Annotated in this window: 17 protein-coding genes; 2 read left to right on the forward strand and 15 right to left on the reverse strand. The window is 36.1% G+C overall.

Translation table 11 applies throughout. The features are described 5' to 3' along the window. Window positions 1–214: 214 nt before the first annotated feature. Window positions 215–850 (forward strand): peptide deformylase, encoded by a 636-nt coding sequence (locus tag RAH34_RS16260; protein ID WP_114820598.1) that lies wholly within the window; start codon window positions 215–217, stop codon window positions 848–850. A gap of 58 nt (window positions 851–908) precedes the next feature. On the opposite strand, the gene RAH34_RS16265 is transcribed toward RAH34_RS16260, so the two are convergent. The 4 genes from RAH34_RS16265 to RAH34_RS16280 form a co-directional block, all read right to left on the reverse strand. Continuing rightward, window positions 909–1,343 carry a hypothetical protein gene (locus tag RAH34_RS16265; RefSeq protein ID WP_306596812.1) on the reverse strand — a complete coding sequence of 145 codons (435 nt, stop codon included), beginning with the start codon at window positions 1,341–1,343 and terminating at the stop codon, window positions 909–911. A gap of 202 nt (window positions 1,344–1,545) precedes the next feature. Then, a complete protein-coding gene (locus tag RAH34_RS16270) occupies window positions 1,546–1,971 on the reverse strand; it encodes an organic hydroperoxide resistance protein (RefSeq protein ID WP_306596813.1) in 426 nt (141 codons plus the stop codon). After that, complete coding sequence (locus RAH34_RS16275) at window positions 1,972–2,406, reverse strand: MarR family winged helix-turn-helix transcriptional regulator (RefSeq protein WP_114820596.1); 435 nt, start codon at window positions 2,404–2,406, stop codon at window positions 1,972–1,974. Between the two features lie 32 nt (window positions 2,407–2,438). Continuing rightward, the gene (locus RAH34_RS16280) at window positions 2,439–3,071 is read right to left on the reverse strand and encodes an NAD(P)H-dependent oxidoreductase (protein ID WP_306596814.1); all 633 of its coding nucleotides are present in this window, start codon (window positions 3,069–3,071) and stop codon (window positions 2,439–2,441) included. Window positions 3,072–3,348: 277 nt separating this feature from the next. Between RAH34_RS16280 and RAH34_RS16285 the strand changes: the two genes are divergently transcribed. Further along, a complete protein-coding gene (locus RAH34_RS16285) occupies window positions 3,349–4,101 on the forward strand; it encodes an SDR family oxidoreductase (protein ID WP_306596815.1) in 753 nt (250 codons plus the stop codon). A gap of 6 nt (window positions 4,102–4,107) precedes the next feature. Here RAH34_RS16285 and RAH34_RS16290 read toward each other — a convergent pair whose 3' ends face one another. The 11 genes from RAH34_RS16290 to RAH34_RS16340 all read right to left on the reverse strand — a co-directional run bounded on the left by RAH34_RS16290 (window position 4,108) and on the right by RAH34_RS16340 (window position 13,117). Further along, window positions 4,108–4,383, reverse strand: coding sequence for a hypothetical protein (locus RAH34_RS16290; protein WP_162800894.1), 276 nt, complete (start codon window positions 4,381–4,383; stop codon window positions 4,108–4,110). A 107-nt stretch (window positions 4,384–4,490) separates the two neighbouring features. Beyond that, complete coding sequence (locus tag RAH34_RS16295; protein WP_306596817.1) at window positions 4,491–5,450, reverse strand: protein-glutamine glutaminase; 960 nt, start codon at window positions 5,448–5,450, stop codon at window positions 4,491–4,493. 511 nt (window positions 5,451–5,961) lie between these two features. Beyond that, a complete protein-coding gene (gene lipB / locus RAH34_RS16300; RefSeq protein ID WP_306596818.1) occupies window positions 5,962–6,690 on the reverse strand; it encodes a lipoyl(octanoyl) transferase LipB in 729 nt (242 codons plus the stop codon). Between the two features lie 31 nt (window positions 6,691–6,721). Beyond that, window positions 6,722–7,456: a tryptophan synthase subunit alpha gene (gene trpA, locus RAH34_RS16305; RefSeq protein WP_306596819.1), complete on the reverse strand. Its 735-nt coding sequence runs from the start codon at window positions 7,454–7,456 to the stop codon at window positions 6,722–6,724. Window positions 7,457–7,550: 94 nt separating this feature from the next. Continuing rightward, the gene (trpB, locus tag RAH34_RS16310; RefSeq protein WP_306596820.1) at window positions 7,551–8,735 is read right to left on the reverse strand and encodes a tryptophan synthase subunit beta; all 1,185 of its coding nucleotides are present in this window, start codon (window positions 8,733–8,735) and stop codon (window positions 7,551–7,553) included. A 4-nt stretch (window positions 8,736–8,739) separates the two neighbouring features. Next, window positions 8,740–9,285, reverse strand: a complete 546-nt coding sequence (locus RAH34_RS16315; protein ID WP_306596821.1) for a GNAT family N-acetyltransferase — start codon at window positions 9,283–9,285, stop codon at window positions 8,740–8,742. Continuing rightward, window positions 9,282–9,791, reverse strand: a complete 510-nt coding sequence (locus RAH34_RS16320; protein WP_306596822.1) for a hypothetical protein — start codon at window positions 9,789–9,791, stop codon at window positions 9,282–9,284. The genes RAH34_RS16315 and RAH34_RS16320 overlap by 4 nt, the downstream gene beginning before the upstream one ends. 19 nt (window positions 9,792–9,810) lie before the next feature. Continuing rightward, window positions 9,811–10,512 (reverse strand): phosphoribosylanthranilate isomerase, encoded by a 702-nt coding sequence (locus RAH34_RS16325; RefSeq protein WP_306596823.1) that lies wholly within the window; start codon window positions 10,510–10,512, stop codon window positions 9,811–9,813. A gap of 8 nt (window positions 10,513–10,520) precedes the next feature. Then, entirely contained in the window at window positions 10,521–11,294 is a 774-nt protein-coding gene (trpC, locus tag RAH34_RS16330; protein ID WP_306596824.1) for an indole-3-glycerol phosphate synthase TrpC, read from the reverse strand. Between the two features lie 192 nt (window positions 11,295–11,486). Further along, window positions 11,487–12,473 carry an anthranilate phosphoribosyltransferase gene (gene trpD / locus RAH34_RS16335; RefSeq protein WP_306596907.1) on the reverse strand — a complete coding sequence of 329 codons (987 nt, stop codon included), beginning with the start codon at window positions 12,471–12,473 and terminating at the stop codon, window positions 11,487–11,489. 41 nt (window positions 12,474–12,514) lie between these two features. Beyond that, window positions 12,515–13,117 carry an aminodeoxychorismate/anthranilate synthase component II gene (locus RAH34_RS16340; protein ID WP_306596825.1) on the reverse strand — a complete coding sequence of 201 codons (603 nt, stop codon included), beginning with the start codon at window positions 13,115–13,117 and terminating at the stop codon, window positions 12,515–12,517. Window positions 13,118–13,124 lie beyond the last annotated feature (7 nt).

Below are 13,124 nucleotides of genomic sequence, written 5' to 3' on the forward strand. Positions count from 1 at the left end.
AAGAATCTCACTGTTAATTAATTATGAGATTCTTCAATCCATTGCATTCCTTTCAGAATGACAAAAATCAAACTTACATTGAATTCAATAGAAACGGGCTTTAGCCCGTTTATTTTTTATGCCAACTTCTATGGCTTTAGCCAAAACATAAAAATCAGCGTTCTATAATCATTTTTACTCCACAATATTTACCTTTGTATCACATTCAAAACATATGAAGAAATTACCCATTCTGCTGATCTTTTTTATCGGACTGTTCAATGCACAAAAACTGACTTCCAATGAACTTTCCATCATCAATCAGGGAGATGTAAACAAGGCGTTACCAATTTATCAGACGACGGATAATAATCAGCATCAAACATTGCTGAACATTTCTTCAGAAGCAGATCCTCTTGATCCCAATACAGCTGTTCTGGTAAAAAGGATGAAAGAATCTCTTCTATCTACGGATGGCGGAGTAGGTATTGCAGCCCCTCAGGTGGGAATCAACAGAAAGATCATCTGGGTACAGCGTTTTGATAAAGAAGGAACTCCGTTGGAATATTTTATTAATCCGGTGATAGTTTGGCGATCTGATCTTCAGAACCTCGGTCCTGAAGGCGATTTATCTATTCCTGACTTCAGAGATCAGTTCTACAGAAGCAAAGTTATCCAACTGGAATATGTGGATTTGAAAGGGCAGAAATATTCAGAAATTGTAGAAGGTTTTACAGCAGTAATTTTCCAGCATGAAATCGACCATCTTTTCGGAATTCTGATTTCCGATAAAAAGGAAAAAGAAAAAAACGATTCTTATAAAAAGGTAGATGCCTATCAGAAAAGTGATGTAAATAAAGACAGGAGGTAATTATAAATGATGTTTGATAAATGATGAATGATGAATAGATTGAGTAGGTTTCTGTTTTCTATCCATATTTTATAATAAAATCTTCTCCATCTTCATAACCTGCGGGATACACATAGGTAATTACCCCGATATCTGATTGTAAAACTTCTTTTAGCTTATTGAAGTACATATCTCTTTTGTCTTCCGTAGTGTCCATTGTTAGGCTCATAATAAGTCTGTCATCATTTGTTATATTGGCACCCACCATTATTTTGTCCGGATTATCATGATATTTATTCCAGTAAAAAGTTTGGTCAAGGGCAGGGTTTTCGATGAAATAACCAATCATTTCATCCTCTGTTTTAAAAATATAATCTTTGTCGTGCCTTGGGAAAGTATAATCGAGATTTAATTTTTCATATCCGGGAAGGAATGTGTTTAGAACAAGATCAATCGTCTTTCTTGATTTTTGCCCTGCATACACCTGGCATACAATATCTATAATGATTTCCATGACACAAAATTACTCTATTTTAATATCATATTGAGTTATAAATGATGAATGATGAATGATGAATGAAATTCTTAAGCATTATATACAAAAAAATATTCTCAATCATCTGTGCCCATCTGCGAAATCCGTGGGAAAATTAAAAAAAGGAGCTGTTTCTACTGAAACAGCTCCTTTCGTTATAACTATGCTTAAAAAAATTGGATTAATCGTTGTTGGTTACTGAAAGTTTCACCTTCATATTATTTCTGGTAGCATTAGAATAAGGACAGATCTGATGCGCTTTTTCTGTTAACGCTTGTGCTTCCTCAAGAGAAACTCCCGGGATGTTCACATCCAGTTCTGCTGCCAGTCCGAAACCGCCATTCTCAAGCTGGCCTATGCTTACCTGAGCAGTTACTGTAGTTTCTCCGGTTTTTATTTTAGAAAGACTGATCACTCTGTTCAGAGCGCTGTCGAAACAGGCAGAATATCCTGCTGCAAAAAGCATTTCAGGATTGGCAAAATCATCATTGGCTCCTCCTAAACCTTTCGGCATTCTTACCTCAAGTTCCAATACTCCGTTTTCACTTTTCACATGGCCGTTTCTGCCTCCTTGAGCAGTAACCTGAGTGGTATATAAAGTTTTCATTTATTTTTCTATTTTGTTTAATATTTTTAAGACTGTGTCTTTAAGGTGCAGCAGCTCTTCCGGTTGTATTCCCAGTTTTTCCTGGATTTTTCCCGGAATTTCACAAGCCTTCTGCTGAAGCTGTTTTCCAGCTTCGTCTAAAAATACTTCAACCACTCTTTCGTCCTCTTTTTTTCTCTTTCTGATAATAAATCCTTTAGACTCCAGTCTTTTAAGAAGAGGGGTTAAAGTTCCACTGTCCAGAAACAGTTTTTCTCCGATATGCGTTACCGTAAGTCCGTCACCATCCCATAATATCATCATCACAAGATACTGCGGATACGTAATGCCCAGCTCATCAAGAAAAGGACGGTAAAGCCCTGTAATCTCTTTGGCAATGACATATAATGGGAAGCAAATCTGGTTTTCCAGTTTGGGTGTTTTCGGATTTTCCATAATGTTTGAGTACGAAAGATTCGATGAAGGTATTACTTTTTTATGATAAATTCATCCATTGGAATTCTGACTTTTTTCATAGAAGAAAGCCAGTCATTAGCTTCGTCGCGGTATCCAAGGTATAAAAGGCTTACACTTTTTAATCCTAATTCTTTTAATCCCAGTACTTCATCCACCACAGCATTGCTGAAACCTTCAGCCGGTGTACTGTCGATTTTAAGTTCTGCAGCCTGTGCCAGGGCAATTCCTAAGGCAATATAAGTCTGACGGGCAGTGTGGGCAAAATGTTCTTCAGCAGTCTGTGCTCCATACATTTCCTTAATTTTATCGGTGTAGCTTCCGAAACGTCCTCTCGGAAGGTCTCTTACATCGGTATGATAATCGTAAACTTTGTCAATTTTTTCATTAGAATAGCTGTCCCATGCTGCAAAGACCAAAACGTGAGAAGAATCTCTCATGACTTCAGGGTTTAAAGCGCCTGCTACCATTTTTTCTTTCAGTTCCTGATTTTCTACTACAATAATTCTGAACGGTTGAAGTCCGGATGAAGTAGGAGCCAGTCTTGCTGATTCTAAGATGGTATTAAGGTCTTCCTGTGAAACTTTTTTGGTAGGATCATAAGCTTTTACAGCGTGTCTCCAGTTTAGATTTTCTATTAATGACATTTTTATTTTGTTTTTAAATTAAACTACTTTGTGTTTTATCACTTCTGTTTTTATGTTGAAGTAAATGAACAGTACAAATGTACACTCAATTTAATTGTGTGCAATTTAATTTTGAAAGATTTTATTGATGGCGATTATTGATAAACTTTAAAAAGGTAAATAAATGAAGATAGCAATGAGAAATTTTTAGTTTCACTTTTAATCATTTCAGCATGATTCGGATTTTTTCAAAGCCTTTGAATTCCAATCTTTGCCTTAGAATTTTAAACTAAAAACAATGCAGAGATTTAAAAACAAAACGGCTTTAATTACAGGAGGAACCAATGGAATGGGTCTGGCAACCGCTCAGAAATTTATAGAAGAAGGAGGGAAAGTCATTATTACAGGCAGAAGTGAAGAAACTGTGAATAATGCTTTGGAAAAGCTTGGAGAAAGTGCCTTTGGGATTGTATCCAATGCAGGAAATATAAAAGACCTGATGAATCTTCAGCAGGAAGTCAGAAAATATACACGACATATCGATCTGGTCTTTGCCAATGCGGGTTACGGAAGATTTGCTCCCGTAGAATACGTAGACGAAAATCAGTTTGATGAACTCTTTGATATGCTGGTAAAAGGACCGTTTTTTACGGTACAGCAGATATTACCATTGATGAAAAGCGGAAGTTCTGTTATTTTCAATACTTCGGTGGCGACAGAGATTGCGATGCCTAATTTTTCGGTGTATTCTGCAGCAAAATCTGCGGTGCAGTCATTCATCAAAACTTTTGCCGTAGAACTTACAGAACGTGGAATCCGTGTGAATGGAGTAAGTCCCGGACATATTAAAACCAATATTTTTAATAATACAGGATTAACGGGAGAGCAGATTGAAAGTGCTATAGATGATATTATCCCCACAATCCCTTTTAAAAGACAGGGTGAACCATCAGAAATTGCCAATGTAGTTCTGTTTCTGGCTTCAGAAGAAGCTTCCTATATTCATGGGGCAGAAGTGAAAGTGGATGCCGGGATCTCTGTGATCAGATAATCCGGATTATTTGACCTCTTTAATTTCTTTGATAATATTGGTTTTATTTTCAATACCGATATTATAGGTCTTACCTTTTTTAAAGCTTTGGGTTGCTTTTTCCATAAGGCTTTTGTATTCCGGTGATTTTTTTGAAAGATAAAAAACCTGAGCGCTGATTCCAATAGCGACACGTACCACTTCATTCGGTTGATCGGGATCTTCCATGATGTTGGAAATCGTGGCATTATTGTACCATGTTAAGTTCTGTGAACTGGAATTTCCGGAACAGGATGTAATCATAATAAAAAGTAATAGTAAATAGGACCAGGCTTTCATAATAAAAAAAAGATTAAGTAAAAAGCTCCTGCAATATATCAAAATATGGGCAGGAGCTCTATATAAATTAGTTAAAATCCACAACTTGCTACACTAGGTGCAGGGGAAGGAGAACATCCTGAAAGGGATGAGAATATATTCAATACACAGTTGGTATTTACATAATTGTTATCATATAATAAAGATCCTGATGGACTTCTGTAGTATACGTTTCCTGCTGTATTGGCATAAGAAGAAACAGAAGCAGATCCACAGCTTGTATTGGTACATGCAGCTCTCCATGCAGCGTCAGTTACAGGTCCGCTGGAGAATAATGATGGATCAATGATTCTTTTTTCAACAATTCCTGAAGCATTTTTGAAGCTTACCAAAATGGCTACGTGATATACCCATGAAACGCAGCAGGTTCCTGTAGAAGCTCTTAGGTTACCATATACGAATTGCTTTTCACAATCGTAACCTGCGTTCAAAAGGATTTGTCTCATTTTATGTGCTCTTGCATAGCAGCCATCCACAGGATATCTGAAGGTGATACATGGTGAAGATGCGGTAGAAGTTCCGCAAGACTGGTTTTTGATCTGTGTAAAAAGACTGTTTAATGTAGCAAGATTAGGAATAACACTTACTGCCTTGTTACTTTCCCCTCTTTCTTCTTTGTTGAATACTGATTTGAAATAACGGATGTCATCAGCTGTTGCTTTTTCTACTTTTGCAATTTCATTAGAATTAGCTTTCAGAAAAATCTGAACAGGCGTTTCATTTTCTACTGCTTCTTTGATCATGGAGATAAATCCCGCATTTTCTTTGGTATCCTTAATTTGATATGGCTGTGCAGAAACCATAAATGAAACTTTAAATTTTCCATCCTCTTTTTCTATCCCTACCGGAACAGTTTTACCGAAGTCTTTCATGGCAATTTCATTAGACTCCTTGGCTACAAGATTAGGATCCTGGCTGGCACCTGAATCTGAGCAGGAATTAAAAGATAGTACCGACACGAATACCATCATGGATAACAGAAATTTTTTCATAGTTTTTATATTTTGTGGTTAATTTTCAGTGAACTTTATAATGGTGATAGTTCACTATTTTGTGACATTAAAAGTAATAAAATTTAAAATATGAGCAATATTTTTTTAAAAAAAAATAAATTATTCTGTTGTTTTATTGATTTAATAATAGGGGAAAAGGTATAAAAATGATGATTTTTATAGGTAAATCCAAGGAAAATAGAAAATTTTTAAAATGGTAAAATACGTTGTTTTTTACGATTTGAATTCCTACGGAATAGACAAGATTGATGGATAATTTATCACTGGAATACAGGTGTTTTTAGTACGTATCTTTTCTTTACTCGCTTTGTCATAGGAATCTAAACTCTTATTTTATCCTCATACATTATCATAAGCTTTCTGTGTCTGGATTCCTACGTAATGATAAACGTTGTGGCTAGTCTAATTAAATAAAAATAACATTATCATAAAATTAAAAACCCAGTTTCAATAGTTGAAACCGGGCATATTATATTGTAAGCAAACTTGACTATTTGTAAACCAATTCTGCCTGAAAAACATCAGCGAAATGTTTTCTGATCTTTGCTTTCAATTCTTCCATTTCTTCTGGTGTCAACTCTCTTTCAAGCTCTCTTTTCAAAGAAGTTACCTGCTTGTCTTTGATCCCACATGGAATAATGTATTCAAAATAACGCATATCCGTATTCACATTCAATGCAAAGCCGTGAAGAGTTACCCAACGGGAAGCTTTCACTCCCATCGCACACATTTTTCTGGCGTAAGGCTTTCCAACATCCAGCCAAACTCCGGTTTCTCCCGGCGAGCGTTCTCCTTTAATACCATATTCGGCAATGGTTCTGATGATCACTTCTTCCAGATTTCTCATATATAAATGAATATCTGTGAAAAAGTTTTCAAGATCCAGAATAGGATAACCCACAACTTGTCCATAACCGTGATAGGTAATGTCTCCGCCACGGTTTACTTTCACGAAAGTAGCATCAATTTCTTTAAGCTTGTCAATACCGGCAAGCATATTTTCTTCGTGTCCGCTTTTTCCTAAGGTATACACATGAGGATGTTCTACAAAAAGAAGGTGATTGGGGGTTGTGATATGCTGTTCTGCAGGAAGATCTCTGTTTTTTATTTTGGTGTCAATAATGTTTTTCATCAGCTGTTCCTGATAATCCCAGGCAGGCTGATATTCTTTGACTCCTAAATCTTCAAATTCTACTGCTTTATTTTGATTTGTATTCATTTCAATTTTTGATATACAAATTTAGTGAATTTTACCCTTTTATGGAATGGATAAAATCTATAGCACTTTTCTTCCAGTCTCTATCCTGAAGTAAAATATTCACAAAGGCTGTCCCAATGATACCGCCATCTGCTTTTTCTGTTACATTTTCAAAATCTTCTTTCGATTTAATACCGAATCCAATCATTACCGGATTTTTAAGCGGGAGGGAAGCTACCCTGGAAAGGTAGTCCTCATTTTTTAAAACCGCATTTTCATTTCCGGTGGTGGAAGAAGAGCTTACGGCATACAGGAACCCTGAGCTTAAAGAATCCAGATAGATCATCCTTTCATCCGAAGTTTCCGGAGTTACCAGAAAAGTGAAATTAAGATGATATTGTTTTAAAATATGCTGATAGTTTTTCTCAAATTCAATAGGCGGAAGGTCGGGAAGGATCAATCCTGACACACCACTTTCCGCACATACTGCACAGAATTTCTCAAATCCGAAGCTCAAAACAGGATTAATGTAGCCCATCAAAATAATGGGAATTCTGATTTCGTCTTTGATTGCTTTCAGCTGAGACAATAGTTTTTCAATGGTCATTCCGTTTTGTAAAGCCAGTTCGTGCGCTTTCTGGATCACTGGTCCATCTGCTACAGGATCAGAATAGGGCATTCCGATTTCGATCATATCGGCTCCGGAATCCTGAATCAGTTGTATAATATCAGCGGTATCTTCCAACTGTGGAATTCCTGCTGTGAAGTATATATTTAGTTTTTTCATTTTTTTATTTTTTTATTATAGAGGTTAGAAATTCGAGGTTAGAAGTTAGGAGATGAATACTTTTTATTAGGTAATACTTACTAATTTCTAGTATCTAACTTCTAATTTCTTTAAGATAGGTTTCCATATCCTTATCTCCACGGCCGCTCAGACAAATGACTACGACATCATTTTCGTTAAATTTTTTCTTATTTAAAACTGCCAGCGCATGAGAACTTTCCAATGCGGGAATAATTCCTTCCAGTCTGGTAAGGTCAAATGCACATTGTAAAGCTTCATCATCATTAATACTAAAGAATTCTGCTCTTTTTTCTTTGAACAAATGCGCATGAAAAGGTCCTATTCCAGGGTAATCCAATCCTGCAGAAATAGAGTGAGGCTCTATCACCTGTCCGTCTTCCGTCTGCATCACAAGGCTTTTGCTTCCGTGAAGTACCCCCAAAGTTCCTAAAAATGTAGTCGCAGCAGATTTTCCTGAATCTACACCCAATCCTCCGGCTTCAGCAGCAATGATTTTTACTTCTTTTTCTTCTACAAAATGATAGAAAGTTCCTGCAGCATTACTTCCTCCACCTACACAGGCAATCACATAATCCGGATTTTCCCTTCCGATTTTCTCTTTCAGCTGTTCTTTGATTTCTTTTGAAATAATACTCTGAAATCTTGCCACCAAATCAGGAAAAGGATGAGGTCCTACCACACTTCCAATCACGTAATGAGTCGTTACAGGATTATTGATCCAGTCTCTTAATGCTTCATTTACTGCATCTTTAAGGGTTTTTGAACCTGAAGTAGCTGCTACCACTTCTGCACCAAGCATTTTCATTCTTGCTACATTCGGGGCTTGTCTCTGGATATCAATTTCTCCCATATAAACGATGCACTCAAGACCAAGTAAAGCACACGCTGTAGCGGTAGCAACACCATGTTGTCCTGCACCGGTTTCAGCAATAATCCTTGTTTTTCCAAGACGTTTTGCCAATAAAACCTGTCCCAGAGCATTATTGATCTTGTGAGCTCCGGTATGGTTGAGATCTTCCCTTTTCAAATAAATCTGTGTCTGGTATTTTTGACTTAAGTTTTTAGCAAAATAGAGTGGAGTAGCCCTTCCGACATAATTTTTCAGCAAATCCTGATATTCAGCCTGAAAATCTTCAGATTCTATGATTTCAAGATAATTTTTTTGCAGTTCTTCTACATTAGGATAAAGCATTTCGGGGATGAAAGCACCTCCAAACTCTCCATAATATCCGTTCTCATCGGGGTTTTTATAATTCATTTTTTTATTCTTTAGTCATTAAATAAGCGTTGTTTTGTACACTAAGCTGGTTGAGCAGCTCTTTTCTTTCCTGTGAGGTATGAAAAATCAAAATATCATCATCTTCAGAATTCACCCACTCCGAGCCGATACTTTCTTTGATCATTTTGGCTTTGTCGTGGAGAATTTCTATATCACATTTTTCATAAAAGGAACGAAGATCAGCATGGCAGAAACCAATCGTTTCCAAATTTCTATGAATGACGTTTTCCTTGAAATTCTTTACCAATGCAGCACCGTAACCTTTCTTTTTATGAGCTGCTACAAGCCCTACAGCTTCTGCAAAATTATATGCTGTGTCTGCTATTTTTAAGGTAAAATCAAAATTCACCCTTATAACAGCCAGGATATTTTCATGGGCATCTACCAGAAAATGAAACTCTGAATCTTTGAAAAAAGTACGGAAATAGGTAGGTTTCATTGTATTCCATGCAGAAATGTCCCAAAGTTCAAGAATATGTTTGATCTCGTCTTCCGTTAAATCTTTCGTTTCTTTTATCTTATATTTCATGGGTTTAAGCTATTAATAAATGTGAGATGGTAATCATTTTGCTGTTTGGTAATCTGTTTTTTATAATACAGCAATTCTATTTTGTGCATTACATCAATTAAGGTTGCTTTATCTATTTTCGACTGATACATGGTAATCGCAATTTCCAGATTGTCAATCAGATAATAAGGATCAGAGTCTTCGTAAAGTAGAAATATTTTAGCATAAATAAGTCCTAAGTCATACTTTACAAGCGATCTGACATGGTTTTCCAAAAATTTATCCGAAATAATCACCAGATAATAGCTGTTCCATAAGCTGATTCTTTCAAAAAAATACTGAATATCACTTTCTTCAAAATCTTTTATAATACTAATGAAATCAGACAATAATCCACCCACTTCCCAATGTTCTGTATTACTGTCGTTCTGAGCAACAAAGTGGTACAGGTTCTGAATTTTTTCATTCCCGAATTTAGGCGGAAATAATGTTTTATAAAATGTCTTTTTGAGCAAATGTATATTCATCCTTGTGTGTTTTTATGTGTTATTTATTTTGCTGATATAAAGTTTTAAACTTTTTTATGCTGTTAATATTTTTATTTCCGGGCTCTGTTTCAAATTTCGAATTGATATCCAAAGCAAAAGGCTGTTGTTTCAATGTATCCATATTCCCTAGATTTTCCTCAGAAATACCGCCGCTTAAAAAGTAGGGCAATGGAATTTGAAACTCATTCAGAATATTCCAGTCGAATTGTTTTCCAGTTCCACCAAAGGCTTTGCTGTCCGTATCGAATAGGTAGTAGTTGATAGGTTGCAGGTTGCAGGTTGCAGGTTGCAGATCAAGAATTTGTGTTATTTTGTTTTGATTTTCTGCCGTATTACTTCCTATTCTGATGACTTTAATGATTCCAACCTCAGGATTTAGTTTTTGTCTTAGTTCAGCAATGAAATCATTACTTTCATCACCATGAAGCTGTACAAAATTCAAATCTGCATGTTGAACGATCTTTACAATGGTATCTGCTTCTTCATTGACAAAAACGCCCACTTTTCCCTGATGATCAATGGTTGAGATCTCTTCCAGACTCAGATGATTCAAAACATATCTCGGTGACTTTTCGTAGAAGATAAAACCAAGGAAATCTGTTTTCATAGCAATCAATTCCTGAATCTGATCCGGTTTTGTAAGACCGCAGACTTTCAGGCGAGGTGGCAGGTTTGAGGTTGTAGGTTGCAGGTTCATCATTGATTATTTTAAATTTTAGAAGTGAATTCTTCAAAAGCTTTGGCAGGATCTGTATTTTTCATGAAATATTCACCCATCAGGAAACCGTCAAATCCTTTTTCTTTTAAAAACTGAAAATCTTCAAGGCTGTAAATACCACTTTCTGCAACAGATAAAACTTCTTTTGGAAGTTGATTCTTCAACTGAACCGAATGCTGAAGATCTACTTTAAAATCTTTAAGATTCCTGTTGTTAATCCCCACTAAGTCGATTTTTGAATTAAAGTGCTTCAGTTCATCTTCCGTATGAATTTCCAGTAAAACCTCCAGTTTCAGTTGGTGAGCTAATTCTGTGAATTCCTTTACCTGAGCTGGTGAAAGACATGAAGCGATCAGTAAAACAACATCAGCCCCAATACTTTTAGCTTCATAAAACTGGTATTCATCAATCATAAAATCTTTTCGCAAAATCGGAATGGTAATCTCATTTCTTACATCCAGAACATCATTTAAATTTCCTCCGAAAAAATCATAATCAGTCAGGATAGAAATTCCGCTGGCTCCAAAATTTTCGTAAGCAGAAACTACCTCCAAAGGCTGTAGACTATTGTTGATGATACCTTTTGAAGGAGATTGTCTTTTAAACTCAGCAATAATTCCGCTCCTATTTTTGATGGATTCTTTCAGTGAATAGGTTGGCCTTCCAAAAAAAGCGGTGTCTTTTAATCGGTCAGGGGAAATGCGTGATTTTGCTGCAGCAACTTCCTCTTTTTTTCGTTCAATAATTTTATCCAGTATAGTCATTTTTTTGTGTTTAAAATTTAATCAATGATTATTTTATTCGAACCTGTTTAAACTTTTTTCTTTTGAACCATTAAGATTGTATTAAGGTGTTAAGATTATTAAGATGAACTTTGCTTTAGCTTAAAATCAGAATGATTTATCTTAATGATTCTTCATTACTTAAAATTCTTAAAGGTTAAAAAAATTGTAAGACTAATTAATTAAAAGATTAAAACTATTCAATGCTTTTCCGCTTTGAAGGCTTTCCTGAGCCATTAAAAGACAGTCATCATACGTCCCGAATTTATGAGTGTTGTGTAAGGCTACTGAAGCGTTGGCAAGGATTACAGAGTTCTGCTGCTCTGTACCGTTTCCTTCCAGAATATTCATAAATATTTTTGCCGTTTCCTGAATGGAACTTCCGGCTTTAATATCTTCCAGTGTTACCGGATTGAAACCTAAATCTTCTGCAGAATAGATTTCTTCACCGTTTTTTGTAATGATTTTACTATCGTCAGTAAGACTTATTTCATCATATCCGTCAAGACCGTGTACCAGAGTAAAATCACGTTCCTCTTTCTGAAGGAGATACTGATAAATTCTTGCAATTTCAAGATTATAAACTCCAATCATTGAATATTTGGGTTTTGCCGGATTTACCAATGGCCCCAAAAGATTGAAAAATGTCCTCAATCCCAAAGATTTTCTCAATAATCCAACTGATTGCAGTGCAGGATGAAAATAAGGAGCATGTAAAAAGCAAATATTGGCTCTTTCAAGATCTTCATTCAATTGTTCCGAGCTGTTTTTAAACTGATATCCCAGTTCTTCCAGTACATTCGATGAGCCTGTAGTAGTGGAAGCTCCGTAATTTCCATGTTTCGTTACTTTCTGTCCGGCTCCGGCTACTACAAAGCTGGCCAGAGTAGATATATTAATGGTGTCCTTTCCATCACCTCCGGTTCCAACAATATCAATGGCATCACTGGCGTCGATGTTTACAGGAACAGCCATTTGCAGTAAAGCTTCCCTAAAGCCTTCCAGTTCTTTCAATGTGATATTCCGCATCAGGAAAACACTTATAAAAGCAGTAACTTCTGAGGCATTGAACTTATTCTGTGCAATCTCAATCATGGTAGCTTTCGCTTCTGATTTTGAAAGCGTATTATGGTTGAACAGGTATTGCAGTATTTCTTTCATTTGTGGTGTTTTTATGGTTGTTGAAGGGATTTCTAAGGTTTTCATGACAACAGAAAGTTTTTGATGATTACTTCTCCTTCCGGCGTTAAAATGCTTTCAGGGTGAAACTGTACTCCGTGTACATCATAAGTTTTATGCTGCAAAGCCATGATCATTCCGTCTTTATCTACAGCTGTAATTTCCAGTTCTTCCGGAAATCCTTCCGGGTTGACTGCCCAACTGTGGTATCTTCCTACTTCCAATCCTGATTGTAAATCTTTGAAAACTTTGGTATTTTCTTTTACAATTTCAGTAGTGGTGGCTACTCCATGGAAGATTTCAGAAAGGTTAATCAAACTTCCCCCAAAAGCTTCAGCGATAGCCTGCTGGCCCAGGCATACTCCAAGGATACTTTTCGTAGGGGCGTATTCTTTAATGAGGTCTAATAAAATACCGGCTTCTTCAGGAATTCCAGGTCCGGGAGAAAGGATGATTTTGTCATATTTTCCAATTTCTTCAAGAGTAATTTTATCATTTCTTACCACATCCACTCTTTGATTCAGAATTCTTTCGATAATCTGAACAAGGTTATAGGTAAAGCTGTCGTAGTTGTCGAAAACGAGAACTTTAAGCTGTGGTTGTTGAATATTTATATTGTTGTTCATTGCTTTT

The sequence above is a fragment of the Chryseobacterium sp. WLY505 genome, from assembly GCF_030846215.1.
In the GTDB taxonomy this organism is placed as follows: Bacteria; Bacteroidota; Bacteroidia; order Flavobacteriales; family Weeksellaceae; genus Chryseobacterium.